The sequence below is a fragment of the Marinobacter sp. EVN1 genome (genome assembly GCF_000475375.1).
GTDB classification, from domain to species: domain Bacteria; phylum Pseudomonadota; class Gammaproteobacteria; order Pseudomonadales; family Oleiphilaceae; genus Marinobacter; species Marinobacter nauticus.
Genome location: NZ_AXCB01000013.1, coordinates 1 through 23,523, shown reverse-complemented (window position 1 = coordinate 23,523; position 23,523 = coordinate 1). Strand labels below are relative to the sequence as shown.

20 protein-coding genes are annotated in these 23,523 nt (G+C 56.8%); 14 read left to right on the top strand and 6 right to left on the bottom strand.

All coding sequences use genetic code 11. From position 1 onward, the window contains the following. Window positions 1-48 precede the first annotated feature (48 nt). The 10 genes from Q674_RS26570 (at window position 49) to Q674_RS26530 (ending at window position 11,492) form a co-directional block, all read left to right on the top strand. On the top strand, window positions 49-1,302 hold the full coding sequence (locus Q674_RS26570; protein ID WP_011784125.1) for an efflux RND transporter periplasmic adaptor subunit: 1,254 nt from the start codon (window positions 49-51) through the stop codon (window positions 1,300-1,302). Continuing rightward, entirely contained in the window at window positions 1,299-4,466 is a 3,168-nt protein-coding gene (locus Q674_RS26565) for an efflux RND transporter permease subunit (protein ID WP_023008338.1), read from the top strand. Before Q674_RS26570 ends, Q674_RS26565 begins: the two co-directional genes overlap by 4 nt. Continuing rightward, complete coding sequence (locus tag Q674_RS26560) at window positions 4,456-5,889, top strand: efflux transporter outer membrane subunit (protein ID WP_011784127.1); 1,434 nt, start codon at window positions 4,456-4,458, stop codon at window positions 5,887-5,889. Before Q674_RS26565 ends, Q674_RS26560 begins: the two co-directional genes overlap by 11 nt. Beyond that, a complete protein-coding gene (locus tag Q674_RS0120610) occupies window positions 5,873-6,340 on the top strand; it encodes a GbsR/MarR family transcriptional regulator (RefSeq protein WP_011784128.1) in 468 nt (155 codons plus the stop codon). Before Q674_RS26560 ends, Q674_RS0120610 begins: the two co-directional genes overlap by 17 nt. A gap of 228 nt (window positions 6,341-6,568) precedes the next feature. Beyond that, window positions 6,569-7,189, top strand: a complete 621-nt coding sequence (locus tag Q674_RS26555) for a glutathione S-transferase family protein (RefSeq protein ID WP_023008337.1) — start codon at window positions 6,569-6,571, stop codon at window positions 7,187-7,189. Window positions 7,190-7,252: 63 nt separating this feature from the next. Further along, window positions 7,253-7,921, top strand: coding sequence for a cupin domain-containing protein (locus Q674_RS26550; RefSeq protein WP_023008336.1), 669 nt, complete (start codon window positions 7,253-7,255; stop codon window positions 7,919-7,921). A gap of 43 nt (window positions 7,922-7,964) precedes the next feature. Further along, window positions 7,965-8,531, top strand: coding sequence for a TetR/AcrR family transcriptional regulator (locus tag Q674_RS26545; RefSeq protein WP_023008335.1), 567 nt, complete (start codon window positions 7,965-7,967; stop codon window positions 8,529-8,531). Between the two features lie 144 nt (window positions 8,532-8,675). Then, window positions 8,676-9,482, top strand: coding sequence for a dienelactone hydrolase family protein (locus Q674_RS26540; RefSeq protein ID WP_023008334.1), 807 nt, complete (start codon window positions 8,676-8,678; stop codon window positions 9,480-9,482). A gap of 84 nt (window positions 9,483-9,566) precedes the next feature. Next, window positions 9,567-10,652, top strand: coding sequence for an aldo/keto reductase (locus Q674_RS26535; protein ID WP_023008333.1), 1,086 nt, complete (start codon window positions 9,567-9,569; stop codon window positions 10,650-10,652). A 72-nt stretch (window positions 10,653-10,724) separates the two neighbouring features. Beyond that, window positions 10,725-11,492 carry a MipA/OmpV family protein gene (locus Q674_RS26530; RefSeq protein WP_031209884.1) on the top strand — a complete coding sequence of 256 codons (768 nt, stop codon included), beginning with the start codon at window positions 10,725-10,727 and terminating at the stop codon, window positions 11,490-11,492. Window positions 11,493-11,607: 115 nt separating this feature from the next. On the opposite strand, the gene Q674_RS26525 is transcribed toward Q674_RS26530, so the two are convergent. Genes Q674_RS26525 through Q674_RS26505 form a run of 5 tightly spaced genes read right to left on the bottom strand, consistent with a single transcriptional unit; the run spans window position 11,608 to window position 17,595 of the window. Continuing rightward, on the bottom strand, window positions 11,608-14,643 hold the full coding sequence (locus Q674_RS26525) for an efflux RND transporter permease subunit (RefSeq protein WP_011784134.1): 3,036 nt from the start codon (window positions 14,641-14,643) through the stop codon (window positions 11,608-11,610). Next, entirely contained in the window at window positions 14,640-15,692 is a 1,053-nt protein-coding gene (locus Q674_RS26520; protein WP_011784135.1) for an efflux RND transporter periplasmic adaptor subunit, read from the bottom strand. The genes Q674_RS26525 and Q674_RS26520 overlap by 4 nt, the downstream gene beginning before the upstream one ends. A gap of 37 nt (window positions 15,693-15,729) precedes the next feature. Further along, window positions 15,730-16,632, bottom strand: a complete 903-nt coding sequence (locus tag Q674_RS26515) for an alpha/beta fold hydrolase (RefSeq protein WP_011784136.1) — start codon at window positions 16,630-16,632, stop codon at window positions 15,730-15,732. Continuing rightward, a complete protein-coding gene (locus tag Q674_RS26510; protein WP_011784137.1) occupies window positions 16,622-17,113 on the bottom strand; it encodes a PaaI family thioesterase in 492 nt (163 codons plus the stop codon). The genes Q674_RS26515 and Q674_RS26510 overlap by 11 nt, the downstream gene beginning before the upstream one ends. Next, on the bottom strand, window positions 17,110-17,595 hold the full coding sequence (locus tag Q674_RS26505; protein ID WP_031209883.1) for a PaaI family thioesterase: 486 nt from the start codon (window positions 17,593-17,595) through the stop codon (window positions 17,110-17,112). The genes Q674_RS26510 and Q674_RS26505 overlap by 4 nt, the downstream gene beginning before the upstream one ends. A 258-nt stretch (window positions 17,596-17,853) precedes the next feature. Between Q674_RS26505 and Q674_RS26500 the strand changes: the two genes are divergently transcribed. Then, window positions 17,854-18,468: a TetR/AcrR family transcriptional regulator gene (locus Q674_RS26500; RefSeq protein WP_011784139.1), complete on the top strand. Its 615-nt coding sequence runs from the start codon at window positions 17,854-17,856 to the stop codon at window positions 18,466-18,468. 41 nt (window positions 18,469-18,509) lie between these two features. On the opposite strand, the gene Q674_RS26495 is transcribed toward Q674_RS26500, so the two are convergent. Next, window positions 18,510-19,580, bottom strand: a complete 1,071-nt coding sequence (locus Q674_RS26495; RefSeq protein WP_011784140.1) for an AraC family transcriptional regulator — start codon at window positions 19,578-19,580, stop codon at window positions 18,510-18,512. A gap of 129 nt (window positions 19,581-19,709) precedes the next feature. Here Q674_RS26495 and Q674_RS26490 point away from each other — a divergent pair, with 129 nt between their 5' ends. The 3 genes from Q674_RS26490 (at window position 19,710) to Q674_RS26480 (ending at window position 22,781) form a co-directional block, all read left to right on the top strand. Then, window positions 19,710-20,030, top strand: coding sequence for a 2Fe-2S iron-sulfur cluster-binding protein (locus Q674_RS26490; protein WP_031209878.1), 321 nt, complete (start codon window positions 19,710-19,712; stop codon window positions 20,028-20,030). 14 nt (window positions 20,031-20,044) lie between these two features. Next, the gene (locus Q674_RS26485; RefSeq protein ID WP_011784142.1) at window positions 20,045-21,457 is read left to right on the top strand and encodes a cytochrome P450; all 1,413 of its coding nucleotides are present in this window, start codon (window positions 20,045-20,047) and stop codon (window positions 21,455-21,457) included. Between the two features lie 73 nt (window positions 21,458-21,530). Further along, complete coding sequence (locus Q674_RS26480) at window positions 21,531-22,781, top strand: NAD(P)/FAD-dependent oxidoreductase (protein ID WP_011784143.1); 1,251 nt, start codon at window positions 21,531-21,533, stop codon at window positions 22,779-22,781. The last annotated feature ends 742 nt before the right edge of the window (window positions 22,782-23,523 follow it).

The window sequence follows — 23,523 nt, the reverse complement described above, 5'->3', positions numbered from 1 at the left end:
ATGAATTGAACGGTTTTTGAGTCTTTTGCCCATTCAGAGGTTAGTTATATGCAGACAGAGAAGAGTTTGATGGTGCGGCTATTTGGGGTCCGCATGTTGCCAATGTGGTTGGCGGTTCTTTTGCTGGCTGGTTGTGACAATTCCTCCGGTCAGGCAAAGGCTGAACGGTCAGCGCCGCCGCCTCCGGAAGTCGGGGTTGTTGAAATGCAGCCGCAGCGTGTGAACCTTTCAATGGAACTGCCGGGCAGGACCGCCGCTTACCGTATCTCGGAAGTGAGGCCGCAAGTCACGGGCATTTTGCAGGAGCGCTTGTTTGAACAAGGCGCCCAGGTCAAAGCAGGTGAGGTCCTCTACCAGATCGACCCCAACCGATACCGTGCTGCCCATCAACGGGCCCAGGCAGAACTGGAGCGCGCACAGGCCGAATTGCGACAGGCTCAGCGGGAGTGGGCACGTACGTCAGACTTGTTTGAGAAGAATGCGGTCAGCAAGCGTCAGCGTGATGAAGCGCTATCGGCCTTGGAGGCAGCCCGGGCGGATGTCTCCCGATCCGAGGCGATGGTCGAAACGGCGGGTATCGAGCTGGCGTATACCGAGGTCAAGGCTCCCATCGCCGGGCGCATTGGCCCGACACTGTACACGGAGGGTGCACTGGTAACCGCCAATCAGCCCCAGGTCCTGGCGCGCGTGGTTCAGCTTGATCCCATGTATGTCGATATTCAGCTACCGGTCGAAAAACTGGCTCGAATTCGGTCGTCTCTGAATGAGGGCGCGGCTTCTAAGCCCGGCCTAAATGAAGCCGAGACTGTTTTGTTGCGCGATGACGGTACTCTCTATCCGCATAAGGGACGCGTTGACGTTGCGGATGTTACCGTCAACCAAAGCACCAGTTCGGTCACTGTGCGGGCGGTTTTCCCCAATCCTGACGAAGACCTTCTGCCTGGAATGTACGTGCGCGTTCGCCTGAGCGAGGGGGTGCGGGAGAACGCCCTTCTGGCGCCGCAGCAGGGCGTGAGCCGTAATCCGCAAGGCGAGGCCACGGCGTTGCTGGTCAACCCGCAGGGAGAAGTTGTTGCCCGCCAGTTAGAGGCAGAGCGGGCCATTGGCGCTTTCTGGCTGGTGGAGAACGGGTTAGAGCCGGGGGATCGCCTTATCGTCTCCGGTCTGCAAAAGGTTCGGCCAGGGGCCAAGGTGAAGCCGGTTGAGGCAGATGTTCCATTACATCCCACCCAAAACCAGCAAGCCAGTGGCAAGGATAGTTCACAGAAAAGCGCCTCCGACGACGAGGGCCCCGCACAATGATTAATTTCTTCATTTCCAGGCCCGTTTTTTCCTGGGTTCTGGCCATTGTCGCCATGTTGGCGGGCATCATGGCGATCTTCGTTTTGCCGGTCCAGCGATACCCGTCGGTGGCGCCGCCGGCGGTGGAGATTCAGGCCGATTATCCTGGCGCCTCGGCGGACACCGTGTCCAATACGGTGGTTCAGGTCATTGAACAAGAGATGACCGGCCTCGACAATTTGCTCTATATGGGGTCAACAGCGGATTCCTCAGGCCACGCTACGGTTACTCTCACCTTTGCGGCGGGCACCGATCCGGACATTGCCCAGGTCCAGGTGCAGAACAAGCTCAAACTGGCGGAACCGCGGCTCCCGGAGGTGGTGCGCCAGCAGGGGATCAGCGTCGAGAAATCCAGCACCAGTTTTCTGATGGTAATGGCATTCGTCTCTACCGACGGTCGCCTCAGCAAGCTGGATATCGCCGATTTTATCAGCTCCGAGTTAGCCGAACCCATTGGACGGGTAACTGGTATCGGCAGCGTGCAGGTTTTCGGCTCTGAATATGCGATGCGGATTTGGCTGGACCCTTCGGCGTTGACCAATTACGGCCTGACCGTCGCCGACGTGAGCGCCGCCATCGAGGCGCAAAACGCCCAGGTCACCGCCGGCCAGCTCGGCGGGCTGCCCGCGGTCGAGGGTCAGCAGCTCAATGCCACGGTCACCGCCCAGACCTTGCTCACCTCAACCGAAGAGTTCCGCAACATCCTGCTCAAGAGTATGCCCGACGGGTCCCGGGTGCGCCTGGGGGATGTTGCCCGCGTTGAGCTGGGCGGCGGTGCAGTCCAGATTGACACTTTCTACGATGGCGAGCCGGCAGCCGGCCTTGGCATCAATCTGGCGCCGGGTGCCAACTCGCTTGCGGTCACAGAGGCTGTTAAAGCGCGGCTCCAGGAGCTCGAGCCGTATTTTCCGGAAGGGGTGGAGATTCGGTATCCCTACCAGACGGCCCCCTTTGTGGAGGCCTCCATTGATGCAGTGGTGCAGACCATCATCGAGGCAGTCGCACTGGTGGTGCTGGTGATGCTGCTGTTTCTGCAGAGCTGGCGAGCCACCCTGGTGCCGGCGATCGCGATCCCGGTGGTGCTGCTCGGCACCTTTGCGATCATGGCGGCTTTCGGTTTTTCCATCAACATGCTCACTCTCTTCGGTCTCGTATTGGCGATCGGCCTTCTGGTGGATGACGCCATCGTGGTGGTTGAGAACGTCGAGCGTGTGATGCATGAGGACGGCCTGGGCCCGATGGAGGCGACGCGCAAGTCCATGGGGCAGATAGCCAGCGCTCTGATTGGTATCGGTGTGGTGCTGTCTGCTGTGTTTATACCGATGGCGTTCTTCCCGGGCTCCACCGGTGCAATCTATCGGCAGTTTTCCCTGAGTATTGCTGGTGCCATGGTCCTTTCGGTGCTCGTGGCGCTGATTCTCAGCCCCATGCTGTGCGGTCGGATACTCAAGCCCACGCATGAAAGAACCCTGTTGCAAAAACTGTTCGGCTGGTTTGAAACCGGCCTGGCGCGATTAACCCGGGGGTATGTCCGGCTGGTTGGCCATACGGCGCGCCACGCATGGATTTACACCTTTGCGTTCTTCGGGATCGTCGGACTGGTCGCGGTTCTCTTTTTGCGGTTGCCCGGAGGGTTCCTGCCGGCGGAGGACCAGGGCTTTGTTGTGGTTCAGTACCAGCTGCCTCCCGGTGCAACGCAGCAGCGCACAATCGATACCATTGAGGTTATCGAAGATTACTTTATGGACCAGGATGAGGTGCAGGGCCTCTTCACAATCGCTGGTTTCAGCTTCGCTGGCCGGGCGCAGAACGCGGGACTGGCGTTCGTCAATCTCAAGCCATGGAGTGAGCGCGATCCCGAGACGCAAAGCGCCGACGCGATCATTCAGCGGGCGAACCGGGCGCTTGCCGGGCTGGTGCGTGATGGGCGGGCTTTTGCTTTCAATTTGCCACCGATACCGGAATTGGGGCAGGCCCTGGGCTTTGAATTGCGTTTACAGGATCGGGGTGCCATCGGGCACGAAGCGCTCATGGCAGCGCAAGGTCAATTGCTGCAGTTGGCGGCCGAAAGCCCCGTGCTGACGAGTGTGCGCCCCAACGGTTTGGCGGACAATCCCCGCTACAAAGTGGACATTGATTACGAAAAGGCGCAGGCCCTTGGCATAGAGCCGTCCGAGATCAGTCGACTTCTGTCGGTGACCTGGGGCTCGCAATACGTTAACGATTTTCTCCATGAGGGGCGGGTCAAGCGAGTCTATGTTCAGGGTGATGCCCCTTTCCGGATGCTGCCTGAGGATTTTGAGGCGTGGTATCTGCGAGCCGCTAACGGAGAGATGACCCCGTTGAGCGAAGTGACGAACGGACGCTGGGAGTATGGCTCACCGCGCCTTGAGCGTTTCAACGGTGTTCCGTCCCGTCAGATTCAGGGTGAGCCGGCACCGGGCTACAGTACCGGTGAGGCCATGGCGGAGGTCGAACGTTTGATCGCTCAACTCCCGGACGGTGTGGCCGGCGCCTGGAGCGGCCTGTCCTATCAGGAGCGCCAGGCCGGTGCCCAGGCATCCCTGCTTTACGCGCTGTCGGCACTGGTGGTGTTTCTGGCGCTCGCCGCGCTCTACGAAAGTTGGACCATACCCATTTCCGTGATGCTGGCGGTGCCCTTGGGCGTACTCGGGGCGGTACTTGCAGCGATGGTTCGCGGGCTTCCTAACGACGTCTTCTTCCAGGTTGGCATTCTGACCACCGTTGGTGTGACTGCGCGCAACGCTATACTTCTGGTGGAGTTCGCCCGCTCGTTAGAGGATCAGGGAATGAAATTGATCGAGGCAACCAAGGAAGCGGCGCGAGTGCGCTTGAGGCCGATTCTGATGACATCGGTTGCTTTCGGCATGGGTGTGTTGCCGCTTGCTTTCGCCAGTGGTGCCGGTGCAACCACCCGTATTGCGATAGGAACGGCGGTTCTTGGCGGCATGATTTCGGCAACGATACTGGCGACGTTCTTTATTCCACTGTTCTATGTGGTCGTCCGCCGTATCACGGATTTTCTGAGTGGCTCCAGAGACCAGGATGACTCGGCTGCGGCCGCTCCCGGACGGGCAAATGGAGGTGTGGCTGATGACCGTTAAGGTATTGCTGACCACTTTGATGGTGTTGTCACTTGGTGGCTGCTCACTCGCGCCGACTGTTAAGAAGCCCGAGCCGTCGATGCCGGAAAACTGGACGTCCGCACGACTTTCGGCGGACGAGAAACTCCCTCTGGACTGGTGGCGTGGCTATGGCGATCCGGCACTTGTCACGCTTGTTGAGGAGGCACTTGATGCCAACAACGATCTGCAGCTCGCCGCTGCCCGGGTTGCCGAAGCAAGGGCGCTCCTTACCGGACAGCAGGCAGAACGATACCCACTTCTGGAGGTGGAGGGCTCCGCGGTGCGCCAGGGCCCGAGTGAGGAGTCCGTCAACAGTACTGGTGGTCAACCCTTCAATGATATCCAGGTTGGCGGTGTTCTATCGTACGAGCTGGATCTCTGGGGGCGGCTTGCCAATGCCAGCGAAGCAGCCCGGGCACGGCTTCTGGCCAGTGCAGCGAATCGCGAGGCCGTGCGACTGGCCGTGATTGGTGAGGTGGCCAATGGTTACTTCAATTTGCGTGCGCTTGATCGTCAGATCGACATCGCGGAACGCACCGTGTCGTCCCGCCGCGAATCGGTCGCCCTGCAACGGGCCCGGTTTGAAGGAGGCGAGATTAATGAATTGGCCCTGCGGCAGGCAGAATCCGAGCTTGCGGCCGCTGAATCCGAACTTCCGAGGCTTCGCCAACAGCGCTCCCTTCAGCGAAACGCCTTGGCAGTGCTTCTGGGGCGAGATCCACAACGGATTGTACGTAGTGATATTTCCGTAGCGAATACCATTGGTGAGATGGATGTTCCGGCCAGTATCCCTGCAGGCCGACCAGCAGATCTGATGGTTCGGCGACCCGACATTGCCGCAGCCGAACAGGAATTGATCGCGGCCAACGCCGAAATCGGTGTTGCCCGGGCGGCGTTTCTGCCCAGGATTTCATTCGAGGGGCTGCTGGGCCTGCGAAGTGCGTCCGGTGGCGACTTGTTCCAGGGTTCGGCATCCACGTGGCAGTTGGGCGGCTCGTTAGTCGGCCCGTTGCTGGACTTCGGGCGTTCCGAGGCACTAGTCAATCAGGCGGAGGCGCGTCAACGCCAGGCCCTGATTGCGTATCGTCAGGCCATTCAGGTGGCGTTTCGGGAGGTGCTCGACGCGATGGCCGGGGTGCGTGGTACCGAAGATCGCCTGGAAGCGCAGGCCCGGCAGGTAGCAGCACTGCGAAGCACGGCTAAACTTGCGCGATTGCGCTTTGAGGGTGGCGCGTCCAGTTACCTGGAGGTGCTGGACGCTGAACGAAGCCTGTTTACAACCGAACTTGATCTCGTGGAAACGCGGCGCGATCACTTGCAGTCGACGGTTAATTTGTATCGCGCGCTGGGCGGGGGTTGGCAGAATTCATTGCAATCTTCTGATTATGAAAACACTGACTGAATCAGACAGGCGTTTTATTGAGCGCCTCGGTCTTCAGGCTCAATCTGAAGGCTTTTCCCGCATCGCTGGGCAACTTTGGGCGACACTGATCGTGTCGGATGGTCCCGTCAGCTCATCGCAGCTTGTGGATACGTTGCGTGTCAGTAAGGCGAGCGTCAGTACGAATACGTGCTTTCTTGAAAGACTCGGCATTGTTGAGCGTCGAACAATGCCGGGTGAGCGCCAGGACTTCTTCGCGATTCGTCCCCATCCCTACGCTGCCTTGGTGGAAGGGCAGATAAAACGGCTCGAGGCCAGAAAGGAGGTGATCGCCGAAGCCAAGGCAACCATTACCAATGAACAAACGCTTGCCAAGCTGGCTGATCTGGATCAGTTCTACACCCTGTATTATGAGAGCTCCAAAGACCTTCTAAAGCAGCTGAAATCTCAAATCCATGGACATAAAAAATAATAACATCAAAGGTTTAACCTTGGATTTAATCCGGGCCTGAAGGAAACGCGGGCTATGTCAGAGCAACCCTGGCTGGTGTTACTGCGAGGAGGCCTGAATGGTTTTTGCCATCTGGAATGTCTGGTCAGCGGCTCAAAGCAAAGCAGACTAATTAAATTGCCTCTTGCGCACCTATCTACTGATAGGTAAATTAAACGTCGTATGCTTAATGACCAACAGAGGTAACCAATGAAAATTTACGACACTGAAGGCTTTCCCAACCCGCTCCGCGTTCGCATCGCCCTGGCAGAAAAAGGCGCAACGAATAAGGTGGAATTCGTTCCGGTAGATGTGATGAGCGGCGAACACCGTTCCGACGCGTTCAAGACGAAAAACCCCGATGCCACCGTGCCCATGCTGGAACTTGACGATGGCACCTGCATCGCCCAGTGCAACGCCATTACCGAATATATCGACGGCGTCTTCGATGGTCCGTCCCTTACGGGCACAACCCCGAAGGAGCGCGCCCTTATCGCGATGATGAATCTGCGGGCAGAAAACGGGCTGATGAACGCCGTGGGTGCCTATTTTCACCACGCGACCCCGGGGCTCGGTCCGGATCTGGAAACCTGGCAATGCGCTGAGTGGGGCAATAAACAGAAAGAAGTGGCCAGCGCAACCATGGCCTACCTTGACAGTGTTCTGGCGGACAACGAGTTTCTTGCAGGCGACAGCTTCTCGGTCGCAGACATCACCGCCTTTGCCGGCCTGGGGTTTGCGGATTTCGCGAAGGTTGACATTCCCGAGTCCCTGACCCATCTACAGGCCTGGCGCGCAAGAGTCGCAGCCCGTCCTTCAATCGCCGGATGACCCGAAACCTTCGGGTTTAATGCAAGCGCTGAAACCATGAAGCGCACAAAAGGGAGGAATAACATGGAGATTAATGCAGATTTCTCCGAACCGGTGGTTATGCATTCCGACCAGATTGAATGGCAGCCCTCGCCCATGAAAGGGGTGGAGCGGCGCATGCTGGACCGGATCGGGGAGGAGGTTGCCCGCGCCACCACCATCGTGCGTTATGCGCCGGGGAGCCATTTCTCGGCGCATACCCATACCGGTGGAGAAGAATTCATCGTACTCGATGGTGTGTTCCAGGATGAGCACGGCGACTTCCCCGCGGGTAGCTATGTGCGCAACCCCCCAACCACGTCACATAGTCCGGGCTCTGAAACGGGCTGCACGATATTTGTGAAACTGTGGCAGTTCGACCTGGCCGACCGCACTCAGTTCAGCAAGAATATGGAGGCCGAGCTGGGCGCCCCGGTCGGCGGCGTTTCCACCGCAAAGCTGCATGAGGACGATCGTGAGATCGTGACCTACAGCCGGCTCGAAGCAGGAGCGACACTGACATCTGAGGCGCCCGGCGGAATCGAGCTGCTGGTAATCGAAGGCTCGGTGACCGGCAATGGCGAGGTGCTGGCCAGGCATGACTGGCTGCGCCTCCCTGAAGGACACCGGTTGTCCCTGACGGCCGGGGACGACGGCGCCAAGATCTGGATGAAAACGGGGCACCTGCGATTTGCCGGGGCGCCGAGGGTATAAGCCCGGCAATAGCGGGATTGCAAAGGCAGACAGGTGGATAACCATGAACCGTGATACCAGAACAGCCCTGATGGACCTTGCCGAGCACACCGTTCGGTCACGGGGCTTTGACGGGTTCAGCTATGCGGATCTGGCTGAGGCCATCGGCATTCGAAAGGCCTCGATCCATTACCATTTCCCCACCAAGGCGAAGCTCTCCGAAGCCTTGATCGAACGCTACCAGACCAGTCTGCAGCAGGGTCTGGCCGAGATCGAGGCAGCTCATGCCAGCGCCGCTGCGCGCCTCAAGGCACTCATTGCCCTGTACCGCGGAGCGTTGCATGATGGCAAGACCGTGTGTCTGTGTGTTGCCTTTTCGACCTGCCGCGAAAGCCTGTCCGACACCGTCATTGCCAGAGTCGGCGCCGTTCGTGCAATGGTTCTGCAGTGGATTATGGCAATCTTTGAGCTGGGACACAGGGATGGGACCGTCTCGGCCATCCTGGATCCCGCCGATGAAGCGCAGGCGACCCTGGCGATGCTGGAAGGCGCTCACCTCGCCGCGCGCACCGAAGAAGACCTCGCCGTGTTTGATGCCGCAACGCGACTGCTGCGCGCCCGCTGTCGGTAACGACAGGACAGGAATCGCGCTTTGAGCGAGCGATTAAATTCGTGTTCGCTCACCCGGCGACATTTCCTGTGAGCTTTGGTCGATGTCTACCCGTACATAATCGCTACGCAAATTGACTCATAACGAGCGAAAAGGAGCAAACAGATGATGAGCACCCTGAAAACAGCACTGGCAGCAGCCACGCTGTCACTCACTGTTGCAAGTACGCAGGTACTGGCAGAAACGCAAACCAGAACCATTGAGTATCAAGTCGGCGACGAGACCTTCACCGGCTACATGGCCTGGGATGATGAATTCGGGCAGAAGCGCCCGGGGGTTCTGGTTGTCCATGAATGGTGGGGGCACAATGAATTTGCGCGAAATCAGGCAGAACGGCTTGCTTCAGCCGGCTATACAGCCTTTGCGCTGGATATGTATGGCTCGGGTAAACAAGCCGACCACCCTGATACTGCCCAGAAATTCATGCAGGAAGCCACCAGGGACATGGACCAGGTTAAGGCACGCTTCATGAAGGCGATGGACATCCTGAAGAACCACGAAAGTGTTGATACGTCCCGAATTGCAGCACAAGGTTACTGCTTTGGCGGTGCCGTTGTTCTCAACATGGCGCGCATGGGTGTTGATCTGGACGGCGTTGTCAGCTTCCACGGTGCGCTCGGCAGCCCCCTCCAGGCTGAGCCCGGGTCCGTAAAAGCCAGGATCCAGGTTTACACAGGCGGTGCCGACAAGCTGGTCCCCTCGGATCAGGTGGCGAGCCTGGTCAAAGAGATGCAGGATGCCGAAGTCGATCTGACACTGGTGAGCTTCCCCGGAGTACTGCACTCATTTACTAACCCGGGTGCTGACAAGATCGCCGAGGAGTTCGGCATGCCGGTGGGTTATGACGAAGCGGCTGCCGCCCGCTCCTGGGAGGGCGCTATGCGTTTCTATAAGGCCATCTTCGCCGAGTAACACAAGCGAGTGCAAAAAAACCGAAACCGGCATTATTTACAGTGAATTCTGGAACACCAACCGAAAAGCATGAGGAGGTGCAACATGGCAACTGAGAGTTTACCGCGGTTCAATGATGACAATCGTCCAGGTTATAAGTCGCTGGGCAACTCGGGCTTGTTCGTCTCCGAACTCTGCCTGGGAACCATGACCTTCGGCGGTGATGAAGACATCTGGGGCCTGATCGGCCAGTTGCAGCAGGAACAGGCCGACGAACTGGTGAAGATCGCTCTGGAGGCGGGAATCAACTTTATCGATACCGCCAACATCTATGGCTTCGGGGCCAGCGAGCGCATCGTTGGCCAATCCCTGAAAAACCTCGGTGTCCGCCGGGAAGATGTCGTGTTGGCCACCAAGGTGCTCGGCCCCATGGGCGAGGGCCCCAATGCCCGTGGTGCATCCCGTGGCCACATCATGAGCGAATGCAAGGCGAGCCTGGCGCGATTGCAGACCGACTACATTGATCTGTACCAGATCCATGGCTTTGATCCGGCCACCCCGATCGAAGAAACCCTGGAGGCACTGAATACCCTGGTGCAACAGGGCCATGTGCGTTATGTGGGCTTGTCTAACTGGGCCGCCTGGCAGGTCATGAAGGCCATCGGTATCACCCGGGCCCGCAACCTGTGCCCGGTCACGTCTCTGCAGGCGTACTACACCCTGGTGGGGCGCGACCTGGAACGGGAGGTGATCCCCATGCTGGCGTCGGAAAAGGTCGGGTTGATGGTGTGGAGCCCGCTGGCCGGCGGTTACCTGTCCGGCAAATACGAGGGTCCGGACGCATCCGAGGAGAACCGGCGCACTAAGTTCGACTTCCCTCCGGTTAACCGCGAGCGGGGCAAAGAGGTTATCAAGGTCATGCGTGAGGTGGCTGACGGAAAGCAGATTGACGGCGAACCCGTCACCGTGGCCCAGATCGCTCTTGCGTGGCTACTGCACCAGGAACCTGTATCCAGTGTTATTGTTGGTGCCAAGCGACCAGATCAGTTGAAAGCCAATATCCGGGCCGCACAGATCCGATTGTCTGATGACGAGCGTAAAGCTCTGGACGAGGTGAGTCGTATCCCGGAGGAGTACCCGGGCTGGATGATGGCAATGATGGCCGGGTACCGAAATCCTTCCGAGTCCTGAATCCGATAGTGACCCACTTAACACTCTTCGCTGCGCCTCGGCGGCGCAGCCAGTCAATGGGAAAAGCCGTCTATGCTTTCAAAAGGTAAACGTCTGTGGCTCATGGCCACATCAGCTACGTTGTCGATTGCTTCAACCGCCTGCCTGGCAAAGCCCGCGTGGGACGCCAGCCTGGGTGCGGGTGTACTCTATGCTCCGGACTACCTTGGCAGCGACGATTATGAAACCAGGGTCTGGCCGACGATCAATGTGAGCTATGGTGACCGTTTCTACTTTAACATTCGCGATGGTCTTGGCTGGAACCTGATTCGCCACGGCAACTGGAAGCTGTCACCCTTTATTGGTTACATTCCGGGGCGCGACAATGATGAGGATCTTGAACGCCTGGACAAGATTGATGGCGGCGCGATCGCCGGCTTGCGCGTTGCTTACAATCACGACGCATGGTTGTACAGCGCAGCCGTCCAATCTCCCTTCACCGGCGATGTCGATGGCTATCAGGTGGTGCTTAAGGCACGATGGCGGAACCAGTTCAGCGATCAATGGTTTGCCTCCCTGGGGCCGAACCTGACCTACAGCAGTGATGACTGGACAGACGATAGGTTTGGTATTTCCGATACGGAAAGTGCCCGCTCCGGCTTGGCCTCTTATAGCCCTGATGGCTATGCCCGGTATGGCCTGACAGGCAGTTTGACCTATTCGTTGTCTGCGCAATGGTCGGTCACCGCGACCGCCGGGGTGTCACAATTAACCGGCGATGCAGAGGATAGCCCGATTGTCAGTGATATCGGGGAGGCTACCCAAGCCTACACCGGTGTTTTTATGAGTTACCGATTCTGAATGTCTCCGGGGACCGGGGCAATTCTTGTTACGGGAATGGGCAAGTAACCCCTGAATCTCCCGGTTCTGGCTTCGTCGGCTATGTAAGGATTACTTCGGAGCTCAAACACCTGGCTCACTTTTCCTTTAACCGAAACCAGAGTGCGTAAAGCGCCGGAACAAACAGTAGGGTGATCAGAGTGCCGACTGCTACGCCCCCTATAAGTACATAAGCGAGCGGCCCCCAGAACAGGTCAAAGGTCAGAGGTACAAACGCCAGAACGGCCGCCAGGGCAGTGAGTACCACGGGGCGAGCGCGTTGGACGGCTGCCTCGACCACGGCTTCCCGAGCAGCCATCCCAGTTGTGAAGTTGTCCTGCACCTGCTGCGTCAGAATCATGGTGTTTCGCATCAGGATACCGCCCAGGCCAATGAGCCCCAACAACGCGGTAAAGCCAAAAGGTTGATTAAACAACAGCAAAGCCAGCACAGCGCCAATGAGTCCCAATGGCGCGGTGGCCAGAACGGTCAAGGTGCCGATAAATGAACGCATCTGAAGCATGATGAAAATCAGCATCAACGCCAACATCACCGGTTGTAAAGTCTGAATGGAGGCGTTGGCTTTGGCGGATTGCTCCACCGTACCGCCAATTTCAATACGATAACCGTCCGGTAACCGTTCACGCAGGCCTGCCATCGTACTCCAGATCTCTTTGGTGACATCCGGTGGCTGGGCGCCTTCCACATCCGCCTGAACGGCCAGGAAGGGGGCGCGGTTGTAACGCTTTATAACCGGTTCCTCATAACGAACCTGCCACTGCCCCAGTTGTTTTACGGAGAGTTTGCGGCCGTCGCGGGTTTTGATTTCAAGATCTTCGGGCATCATGATTTCACCGCGGGCATTACGCGCCACCAGTTGAACGCTCCTTATGCCCTGGCGTAACTCGGTAACGGCCACGCCGCGAAGCTGGAACTGGAGTTGCCGTGCAACCTCTGCCGGGGTCAGGCCCATCCAGCCCAGGTTTTCCGGGTCCAACTCAAGATAGAGCGTGGGCACACGCTCATCCCATTCGAGGTGCGGCATGACGATGTTCGGATGCCCGGTCATGAGAGTCCGAATCTGGTGCGCGATCTCTCTGAGTTGATCGGGTTCCGGACCCAACACTCGAAAACTGACCGGCCAGGCCACCGGCGGGCCGTACAGCAAACGCGTTACACGCACTCTCGCCTCAGGAAACTCACCCGCCGCGATTTTGGCCTCCAGCGTCGAGATGATGTGATCGCGCCCTTCAACGTCCTGCCCGATGGCAATCAACTTGGCAAACGCCGGGTCCGGCTGCTCGGGGTTTGCCGATACGAAGAATCTGGGTGCACCGGCACCGATGTAAGCGGACAGGCTTTTAACCTCCGGCATGTCCATCAATATCGCTTCGAGGCGTCTGACGCTTTGATCCGTGGTGGCAATAGCGCTCCCCTGCGGAGCATAGACACTGATCAGAACCTCGGGGCGATCAGAACTGGGAAAAAACTGCTTCTGTACCTGGGCTGCCATACCGAAAGCACTGAGAGCCAGTAAACCCACTGTGAGAAAAACGACGGTTTTCCGGTACCTTACACACGCTGCAATCACCCCACGCAACCGCTGATAAAAAGCGCTTTGATAAAGGTCCTGGCCAGTATGCCCGATGTAATCGGGCAATAGCTTGACGCCCAGATAAGGCGTAAAGGTGACCGCCACCCCCCAGGAAATCAGCAACGCAAAAGCCAGCACCCAGAAGATGTTACCGGTGTATTCCCCGACACCCGACTGAGCAAAGCCGATGGGGACAAAACCGGCCACTGTTACTAGCGTTCCAGACAGCATGGGCGCGGCTGTGACGCTCCAGGCATGACTGGCTGCCCGTACCCGGTCCCAGCCACTCTCCATCTTCACAATCATCATTTCAATGGCGATGATCGCATCGTCCACTAACAGGCCCAGTGCGATAATCAACGCGCCCAGGGTGATGCGGTCCAGGTTAATGCCCGCTATTTTCATCAATAAAAAGGTCAGCCCGAGAGTAACGGGAATCGCAATGCCCACCACTAAACCCGCACGCAGGCCGATCGCCAGAATACTGACGCCCATTACGACGACCAATGCCACCAGAAACTTGACCTGAAAAAGATCAACGGCCTGAGTGATGGCCTCAGCCTGGTTGGTCAGGGTCTGTATTGACATCCCCAGGGGCAGCCTGGCCTGTTCAGTGCTGACAAACTTACTGAGCCGTTCACCAAACTCCAGGCCATTTTCGCCCGCCTCCATGACGACGCCCAGGAGGATCGCATCCTCACCGCTGGAACGGACGATGTAGTTCAACGGATCTTCATAGCCCAAACGCACCTCGGCCAGATCAGACACGGTGATAACTTGGTCTCCGATACGCAGAGGTACTGAGGCGAGGCGCTCAAGGTCAGACAGGTCAATGTTGCTGCGGACATAAACCCGCGGGCCGGCAAGATCAACAAAGCCCAGAGGCTCAAGGCGATTGTTGGCCTCTATCGCCTGCAACACTTCTTCTGCCGACAAGCCGAGATTGTTGAGCCGGTCCTGATCAAACTCGAGATACACCCGCTCAGGACGCTCGGCCAGGATCTGTGCCTTTTGCAAGCCGGGTAGCCGTTGCAGGCGATCTCGTATCGCTTCTGCCTCGCGGGTCAGTTCACGCATTGGCATTCCCGGTGCTGTGAGGGCCATCAGGGAGAAATACACGTCTGAGAAATCATCGTTAACGATGGGGCCGATGACACCACGGGGGAGATTGGGGCTTTCATCGGACATGCGCTTGCGAACTTGATAGAAGAGATCGGGCATTTTTTCACTAGGCGTATAATCCTGGAACCGGATAAGCATGGTGGCCTGTCCGGGCCGAATGGTGGTTTCAACAGTGTCGAAATACGCCACTTCCTGTATTCGTTTTTCCAGGCGGTCCACCACCTGATTCCGTAGCACCTCAGGGGTTGCTCCTGGCCAAACCACAGAAACCACCATTGCCCGGACAGTGAACGCAGGGTCTTCCGCCCGACCAAGGGATGAGAACGCGTAGAAGCCCGCAACAACGGACATCAAAAGAAAAAAGAGGGTGACCGAACGCTCGCGCACTGCCAGTGCGGAAAGATTAGGCAGGCTCATTGAGCCAGCTCCCGCACCGCCATGCCAGGCGTGAGCAGGTGTGTCCCTAATGCGACGATCGGCGTAGTCGCGTTGATGTTGGCCCGGATCTGCGCATACTCCTCACCCAAATCGATAACCTCGACCGCAAGGGGGGTCACCATGCCGTCGGAGACCAACCAGACCTGCGGCGTTTCTCCTCTCTCATCAAGGGCACCCAGCGGTACACGATGGCTGGCCGTGGTTTGTTTCTGCATCAGCCGGACACTCACCACTGAACCAAGCGTTAAAGACGAAGGGTAGGGCCCCTCCAGGCTGTATCGGGCACGCCAGCTCCGGCTTCTGGCGTCGGCAGCCCCGGCAATCTCTCTCAGATTCACCGCAAGCTGTTCGCCATTGGGTAAAGGAACATAACCTTGCCGGGGCGGGTTGCTGCCCTGAGGTAAAAAGACCTCGACTTCCAGGGATTGATCTTCAGCCAGAACGGCAAGGGTTTGACCGACACCCACAACCTGGCCGGGCTCAACGATGACCTCGGTGATCACGCCTGCATTGGCGGCTTTTAGTTCCGCATATCCCAGAGCATTCTGAGCCTGCTGATTTCGTGCAGAAGCCGTTTCCACCTGGCTGCGTGCTTCACGCTCCGCCAGTTCAAGGCGTTGCAGGGTTTGTTCGCTGACAAACTGACGTCCTACCAGTTCCTGCTGTCGCTGGAGCTCATTAGTGGCAATGGCCAGGGCCGCTTCTGCACGCCTCAGATCTGCGGCGGCCCCCTCCGCGGTTGCGATAAGGTCTCGTGAATCGAGTTTGAACAGTAAGTCGCCTTTTTCCACGCGCTGACCGGGATCGATGAAACGTTGTTGAATCCGGCCGGCGATCTGAAAGGCCTGGGGAACTTCGTGGCGGCCTCGCAGGGTTCCTGAAAACCTCTGAGATGTTGGACCTGCCTCCTTCAATTCCACTGTTTTTACCCAGGGAACAGGGGGGCGGGCCTCTGGAGGCGTTTCCGCGGACTGCTGACAACCTGACAGAATGAGCAGCGAGATAAACAGGGTCAGCAGAAAGCGCATGGCAGATGTCTCGATCGGCAAGATTAAGGTGTGGATATCAGTTCTCGCGGCATCCAGATAAAGCTAGTTGCAGGATAGCATCGCGAACGATGTCCTTCTGCTCCATAGGCAGAAAATGGGTCGTGCCCTCAAGAACCCTGACGTCAGCCGAAGGCAGCAGGGCCTTCAGGCGTTTTTGTGCCTTTGGTGAGAAGGTTGACCCGCGTTCCGCGGCCAGTGCTATAACCGGGCACCGCAACTGACGAATACCGGGCCAGGGGTTGTGTTCGGTATGGGCAAAGGTGGTGCTCTCCCATTCGGGCGCACACGCCAATTGAACTTGGTCACCCTGCGGCACGAAGGCGTGTTGGACGTAGGCGTTCAGCCATGCTTCGGGCCAGGTCTTGAAGCCACCGCGGCCACGATAGTTGTCCAGCGCAGCAGCGTGCGAATCAAATACCCTGCGCCGACGTGCCGCTCCGGCGGCCAGCGACAACCGATGTGACTGACGCAGCAGCTTGGCCAGCCCCAACTTCAGGCCCTGCACCGGATCCATGATCACCGGTTCCGCCAGAATCAGACCCAGCACTTTGTCAGGCCGCCGGGCAGCGGCCATGATGCTGGTGGTGGCACCGATGGAATGGCCGGCAAGCCAGACCGGTTCGTCCAGGCATTCCAGCAGAGCGATCAGGTCGCGATAATAGGTTTCCCAGCCCCGGAATGTCGACAGGTTGGCTGCACCAACGCTGGCCCCGTGTCCTCGCATGTCCCAGGCCAGGACATTGACGTCCGTGGCGAGCTCGTCAAGCAGTGGATGGTACAGGCGGCCATGGAAACCCGTGGCATGGGCCCAGTGCAGTGTGGGTCGCGCTTTGGATTGCGGCCAGCGCCACAGTGCGATATCGGCGCCATCCGTCGCCCGGAATTCGTCGCGTTCAGGTGTGTTGTGCTTAATGTCCATGACGGTCTTCTTGTTGGGCGGCCATTGTCGGGAGCAATAACTGAACCTGACCAGTGGCGATCGGTTTTTTATCATCGCCTTGCCAGCAGGTCACCTGGACCAGGCTGGTGCGCCTGCCTTGCCGAATAATGTCGGCCCTGGCGAACGTCGATCGGGCCTTCGCGGAGCGGAGGTAATTGATGTGGCTGTCGAGAATGCGCGGGCAACGTGTCTCTGCATCCTGGCTTTGCGCAGCCACCCGCGCGGTGAGTTCGATCAGGGCTCCAAGCACGCCGCCATGGAGGGCTGGTAGCATGAAGTTGCCAATCAGCGCTTCACGACACGGCAAATGAACCAATACGCCTACATCACCGCGCTGAACCTCAAGCCCGAGGTGCTGTGCATAGGGAATGCGCTCCAGAAGAGCCTGCCAGTCAGCACATTCTTTCGCACTTTCCGCAGTGCCTGAGATTTGTGGGGCCGAATCGCCAGTCGTGCTCATGCGCTCTCCTTTCCTGGTCCACCTGCATGCAATTGCTGTCCCTGGGTGTTACGCATGAAGGTGGCGTTTGCCGTCGCTAGTAACTCGCGATTTCCCTCGCTAAGGATGTCACAATGAATAAACGCGACATCGTCCGATAAATGACGACAGGTGGCCACCGCTGACAGGGCCCGGTCGCCGATGGCAGGCCGCAAATAATCCATGCGCAGATCCAGAGTGGCAATGGGCATCAACTCCAGGGCACCCGCGAATACCGCCAAGCCTCCGGCGGAGTCTGCCAGCGAGTAAAGTACGCTGGTGCAGATTTCTTTTGTATCCTTATGGGCGAACATCCATGACTGCGGGGTTAGCCGCATACAGACCTGGCCCTGGTCTACCGAGACAACTTGCATGCCCAGATCCCTGCCGTGAGGAACCTGTTCGGTGAACTGCCACGCCGTCGTCACAGCGTCACTGTGCTGAAGTTTGTTCAGATCGTTCATCAGATCCGCCCAGTCTGACATGCATTTCGCGCAGGGGCGGAAGTGTAGAGGACCAGTGGATTGTCATAGGTCATTGCCATGGCGTTCTCTTGTGAGTAGCATTGTTTCCAAAGTTTGGTTGGTCAACCAACCAAAAGTCAACACTTTGTTAATCCAAATGGCACGGCACCGGTGTAATGGCGTGCGATCAGTGAAACGAATCGAATGATGGCTGCTCTGATGATTAATAAACGGGATTGCTCAGGAGATGTTTAAGCCATGGTTGACAGACAGATTACCCCTGCAAGCAAATTAGGCGATCAGGGTAACGTTTTGTCTAACGCCGCCCGGCTCTTTCGAGAGAAAGGTTTTGAAAGGACGTCTCTAAAGGAGATTGCCGAAGCCTGCAATATGCTGCCCGGAAGTCTGTATTATCGTTACAGCAGCAAGGAAGCGCTGCTCGTTGAGCTGATGCGTCGGGGAGTAGACCTGGTTACAACAGAGGTTGAAACCGCGTACGCCAGCTCGGACGATCCCGTGGAACGATTGCGTCTTTGTATCAACGCACATTTGCACGCCCTGCTGGTTGATTCGGATACGGTTTACGTACTTTTGTTTGAGTGGCGTTCACTGAGCGCGGAGGCCCGCGGGGACATCATCGCTTTGCGTGACCAGTATGAATCCCTTTGGGCCGAGATCATCGAAACGATGATTGAGCAAGGCGTGATTCGGAAGGATGTCAATGCTCGCCTGCTTCGCCTAATCGGCCTCGGGGCGCTCAACTGGGTCGCAACCTGGTTTGATCCGAAAGGTGTCTATACACTCGACGGCATTGGTGATTTTGTCTGGAACGTCATCATGGATGGTGTAATCAGGAAAAGTGTACGAACATAGGCACTGGCTCCCCAAGCGTAATTAGCGCCGGTTTATGTTTGTTAATCACGTGTATAGATGGTGTGTGATCTGACGTTTAGCCTGAATTGCTCAGGTGGCTGGCCAAACCAGCGTTTGAAGGCGCGTCTGAAATTGGCACTGTCGTGATAATTCATCAACGCGGCAATGGCCTCGATTGACAGTTCGCTGTCACGCAGGTATAGCGCTGCCTGCTGAGACAGAATCTCGTCACGGATTTTTCGAAAACTGCTGCCTTCATGGTTGAGTTTACGCGCCAGGGTGCGTTTGCTGATGAACAGAGAAGCAGCCGCTTCCTCTTCACTGAGCGTTCCCGGCGGCCGGGACAACATCATCTTCTTCAGCCGGGTCTGGTAGCTTGGCTTATCGGACTGAAGTTGCGCAAGCATGGCTTCACACTGTCGCATGGCCAGATGATAGTTTTCATGATTGGCAGAGGCGTTTGGTTCCCGACACAAGGCCATCGGCAAGCTGAGTTTTAATTGGCTGCAATCAAAGTGAATCTGCCCGGACAAAAAGTCCGAATACGTTGCGTGATACTCGGGTTTCGGATGGGCAAAGCATACTTCAGCCTCGCGCAAAGGGCGGCCAACCATGAACTCGCCGAATTCGAAAAGTGCCTTGACCATCGCATCCGACAGGCAACGCTGTATGTCATCGTCTAATGGCCCCAGGTACTGCAGAATACATTCCAAACGCTCACCGACTTGCTGCAAGTGCAACTGGATGAAGCTCGCGCGCGTGGGCAGGAATGTCCGAATCGCGTGTAGAGCAGTGAGGAGGTCGGGGCTGCTGTAAGCCACGAACCCCATTGCTCCGTGGGTTGCCGGAGTCATTCGTTTACCCAGCCTTAACCCAAATTCTGGCTGGCCGGACAGATCCATTGCATTACGCAGGATCTGTATCTGCTGAGCCACAGTAAGCAGTCCGTCCTCGCTCAAAAATTGCGTCACCCCAAGTCCAGTGCCCCGCAGCAGACGCGGAAGTTGTCTGGCTGTCAGATTCAGCTCACGTGCAACTAGCCGTGAGTAATTCGATGGAATATCCGGACCGGGACTTTGCAACTCCTCCATTTTCTTCCGCGCCGCCATCATTGATACCCCCCTTCCTAAAGTTTCGCCATTTTGTCTTCAAATGACCCCTGCTTGTCAAGAAATGACCTGAAAAATATGCTGGCAGACAGGCAATATCTGTCAATCATCAATGCTGGTAGGAGAACAACATTGGGCAAAGTTACGTTTATCGAACATGATCAAACTGAACATGTCGCAGAATTCAAAGCTGGTTCCTCGGTAATGCAAATCGCTGTTGATAGCGCCATTCCCGGTATCGACGGGGATTGTGGGGGGGAGTGCGCCTGCGGTACCTGCCACGTTATCGTCACGAACGAATGGTTCAGCAAGACAGGCACGCCTGGCAATGAGGAAGAACAAATGCTGTCAATGACACCGGAGCGGGCGAGCACTTCGCGCCTGGGCTGCCAGGTGGTACTGACTGATGAAATGGACGGCATGACCGTGCATTTACCCGAGTTCCAGATGTGAACACAGGAGGACGCATGCCAACACTGCCCAGAACATTTGACGACATTCAGTCCCGACTGATTAACGCCACCTCCAGGGTGGTGCCGATGCAGAGGCAAATTCAGGGACTGAAATTCTTAATGAGCGCCAAGAGGAAGACCTTCGGCCCACGCCGACCGATGCCCGAATTCGTTGAAACACCCATCCCGGACGTTAACACGCTGGCCCTTGAGGACATCGATGTCAGCAATCCGTTTTTATACCGGCAGGGTCAGTGGCGCGCCTATTTCAAACGGTTGCGTGATGAGGCGCCGGTCCATTACCAGAAGAACAGCCCTTTCGGCCCCTTCTGGTCGGTAACTCGGTTTGAAGACATCCTGTTCGTGGATAAGAGTCACGACCTGTTTTCCGCCGAGCCGCAAATCATTCTCGGTGACCCTCCGGAGGGGCTGTCGGTGGAAATGTTCATAGCGATGGATCCGCCGAAACACGATGTGCAGCGCAGCTCGGTGCAGGGAGTAGTGGCACCGAAAAACCTGAAGGAGATGGAGGGGCTGATCCGATCACGCACCGGCGATGTGCTTGACAGCCTGCCTACAGACAAACCCTTTAACTGGGTACCTGCTGTTTCCAAGGAACTCACAGGCCGCATGCTGGCGACGCTTCTGGATTTTCCTTACGAGGAACGCCACAAGCTGGTTGAGTGGTCGGACAGAATGGCAGGTGCAGCATCGGCCACCGGCGGGGAGTTTGCCGATGAAAATGCCATGTTTGACGACGCGGCAGACATGGCCCGGTCTTTCTCCAGGCTTTGGCGGGACAAGGAGGCGCGCCGCGCAGCAGGCGAGGAGCCCGGTTTCGATTTGATCAGCCTGTTGCAGAGCAACAAAGAAACGAAAGACCTGATCAATCGGCCGATGGAGTTTATCGGTAATTTGACGCTGCTCATAGTCGGCGGCAACGATACGACGCGCAACTCGATGAGTGGTGGCCTGGTGGCCATGAACGAATTCCCCAGGGAATTTGAAAAATTGAAGGCAAAACCGGAGTTGATTCCGAACATGGTGTCGGAAATCATCCGCTGGCAAACGCCGCTGGCCTATATGCGCCGAATCGCCAAGCAGGATGTCGAACTGGGCGGCCAGACCATCAAGAAGGGTGATCGAGTTGTCATGTGGTACGCGTCGGGTAACCGGGACGAGCGCAAATTTGACAACCCCGATCAGTTCATCATTGATCGCAAGGACGCACGAAACCACATGTCGTTCGGCTATGGGGTTCACCGTTGCATGGGCAACCGTCTGGCTGAACTGCAACTGCGCATCCTCTGGGAAGAAATACTCAAGCGTTTTGACAACATCGAAGTCGTCGAAGAGCCCGAGCGGGTGCAGTCCAACTTCGTGCGGGGCTATTCCAGGTTGATGGTCAAACTGACACCGAACAGTTAATTAACCGATTGACCAGGATGGCATCCGAACGTGTGGAGAGTCCAATCCCAGGGCACAGCGAAAGAGATAGCCTATGGTAAGCAAACGTAAAGAGAGGACGGTCATTGTTGGCGGTGGGCACGCAGCAGGTGCCCTCCTGACAGCCTTACTCCAAAAAAAATATCAACATGAGGTCGTTCTGGTGGGGAATGAACCTCATCCGCCCTACCATCGACCGCCGCTGTCCAAGAATTACCTGACAGGAGACGTTGATCAGGAGTCGCTGTACCTGAAACCGCGCTCGGTATACGAGAACGCAGGCCATCAGTTGCGGCTCGGTGTGCGCGTCGAACAAATTGATCGGGACAGTAGCACCATCAGCTTGTCGGATCAGAGCAGGCTGCAATACGATCGACTGGTCCTGGCCACCGGGTCACACCTTCGACACCTGAACGCGCCCGGGGCTGACTTAAATGGCATTCATTACCTGCACGACATAGCTGATTCAGAGGTACTGCGTGAACAGTTAGTTGCTGGAAAGCGCCTGGTCGTCGTGGGTGGTGGTTACATCGGCCTTGAGGTGGCGGCCAGTGCCAACAAAAAAGGTGTTAATGTCACGGTGCTAGAAGCCGCCGAACGTCTTATGCAGCGCGTTACGGGCCCGGAAATATCAGCGTTCCTTTACGACAAACACCGTGGCGCCGGCGTGGACGTACGTCTGAACACAGCGGTAACCGGCTTCGAAGCGGGCGATCAGGGGCATGTGGCTGGCGTGACGTTGGCGGACGGAAGCACCGTACCGGCCGACATCGTCCTTGTGTCGATCGGCATTATCCCGGAAACCGCTCTGGCTAAGGACGCCGGCCTGCCCTGTGATAACGGTATTATTGTTGACGAATTTACCCGTACCGAGGACCCCGCCATCTTGGCGATCGGTGACTGCACCCGGCACCGGAATCTTTTCTTCGAAAAGATGCAACGACTCGAGTCTGTCGCCAATGCTGTCGATCAGGCTCGTACAGCCGCGGCAACCCTGATGGGTGAGGAGAAACCCTATGATAGCGTTCCATGGTTCTGGTCAAACCAGTACGATGTTCGTCTGCAGATGGTAGGATTGTCGCAAAATCATGATCAGCGAGTGGTTCGAGGCACCCCCGAGGATAAAGGATTTGCCGTGTTCTATCTCCGCGAAGGCTGTGTTATTGCTGTTGACGCGGTCAACCTGCCCCTTGCTTTTTTGGTAGGCAAGACACTCGTTCAACAACGCAGAACGATCAACCCGGAACTAATAGAGGATCCGGATACTGAACTGAAATCTTTGGTGAACGGAAGGCTCCAGAGTTGAAGGCAATATGTTGCGTGGCAACCGAAGCAGCCAGTCACCGGAGTGAGCCAATAAATATGAACTTGATCCTCTTAACAATAAAAGATTGTGACTTTGCGCGACCGCTATGGGTTGAGGTGTATATCACTGAATCTTGGTTAAATCACACCAAGCACTTAATGTTTTCGGCCTCTTCTCTTGGAAGTGTCACTGTTGAAGCCGTTGGAAAGTGGCATCCAAGAACGGGCTACTCAGAGTTCAAACTGCAGGCAGTCTGTAAATCAAACAGAGTGAGATTCAGGCTTGTTGGAGATGTAAATGGGAGGCGGGTTCTGACATCCGGTATTGATATCAGGACACTTGACCAATTGAATCAAAGGTATGGCGCTAATGAAACAGTTTTTTATAGCAAGGACGTACCAGTGCTGATGGCAATCTATTACTCAACTAAACGGTTAGAGGTTTTTAAATAACGTTTGCTGGCTGCATTCAGCAACCTTTTGATCGGTGAAAAATATCTGCTGGCGTAGGCCTCAAGTTTGGGAATTCTCGAACATATGATGAAAGAAATGATTTGGGTCACTTAGGGAGACTCTGAATAAGTCCCCAAAATCAGCGATAATACGGCCGTCGTCAACCGCATAGGATCGTTGCCACCATGGATCAGATCACCTTCTCCGAAGCCGAGTACCAGACCAAAAAGCGCAAAACCCGCCGCGAGATCTTTCTGGAACGGATGGACAAGCTGATTCCGTGGAAGCAG

Coding starts and splice junctions, on each gene's coding strand:
- Q674_RS26570 (WP_011784125.1), top strand. CDS start 49: ATGCAGACAGAGAAGAGTTTGATGGTGCGGCTATTTGGGGTCCGCATG.
- Q674_RS26565 (WP_023008338.1), top strand. CDS start 1,299: ATGATTAATTTCTTCATTTCCAGGCCCGTTTTTTCCTGGGTTCTGGCC.
- Q674_RS26560 (WP_011784127.1), top strand. CDS start 4,456: ATGACCGTTAAGGTATTGCTGACCACTTTGATGGTGTTGTCACTTGGT.
- Q674_RS0120610 (WP_011784128.1), top strand. CDS start 5,873: ATGAAAACACTGACTGAATCAGACAGGCGTTTTATTGAGCGCCTCGGT.
- Q674_RS26555 (WP_023008337.1), top strand. CDS start 6,569: ATGAAAATTTACGACACTGAAGGCTTTCCCAACCCGCTCCGCGTTCGC.
- Q674_RS26550 (WP_023008336.1), top strand. CDS start 7,253: ATGGAGATTAATGCAGATTTCTCCGAACCGGTGGTTATGCATTCCGAC.
- Q674_RS26545 (WP_023008335.1), top strand. CDS start 7,965: ATGAACCGTGATACCAGAACAGCCCTGATGGACCTTGCCGAGCACACC.
- Q674_RS26540 (WP_023008334.1), top strand. CDS start 8,676: ATGATGAGCACCCTGAAAACAGCACTGGCAGCAGCCACGCTGTCACTC.
- Q674_RS26535 (WP_023008333.1), top strand. CDS start 9,567: ATGGCAACTGAGAGTTTACCGCGGTTCAATGATGACAATCGTCCAGGT.
- Q674_RS26530 (WP_031209884.1), top strand. CDS start 10,725: ATGCTTTCAAAAGGTAAACGTCTGTGGCTCATGGCCACATCAGCTACG.
- Q674_RS26525 (WP_011784134.1), bottom strand. CDS start 14,643: ATGAGCCTGCCTAATCTTTCCGCACTGGCAGTGCGCGAGCGTTCGGTC.
- Q674_RS26520 (WP_011784135.1), bottom strand. CDS start 15,692: ATGCGCTTTCTGCTGACCCTGTTTATCTCGCTGCTCATTCTGTCAGGT.
- Q674_RS26515 (WP_011784136.1), bottom strand. CDS start 16,632: ATGGACATTAAGCACAACACACCTGAACGCGACGAATTCCGGGCGACG.
- Q674_RS26510 (WP_011784137.1), bottom strand. CDS start 17,113: ATGAGCACGACTGGCGATTCGGCCCCACAAATCTCAGGCACTGCGGAA.
- Q674_RS26505 (WP_031209883.1), bottom strand. CDS start 17,595: ATGAACGATCTGAACAAACTTCAGCACAGTGACGCTGTGACGACGGCG.
- Q674_RS26500 (WP_011784139.1), top strand. CDS start 17,854: ATGGTTGACAGACAGATTACCCCTGCAAGCAAATTAGGCGATCAGGGT.
- Q674_RS26495 (WP_011784140.1), bottom strand. CDS start 19,580: ATGATGGCGGCGCGGAAGAAAATGGAGGAGTTGCAAAGTCCCGGTCCG.
- Q674_RS26485 (WP_011784142.1), top strand. CDS start 20,045: ATGCCAACACTGCCCAGAACATTTGACGACATTCAGTCCCGACTGATT.
- Q674_RS26480 (WP_011784143.1), top strand. CDS start 21,531: ATGGTAAGCAAACGTAAAGAGAGGACGGTCATTGTTGGCGGTGGGCAC.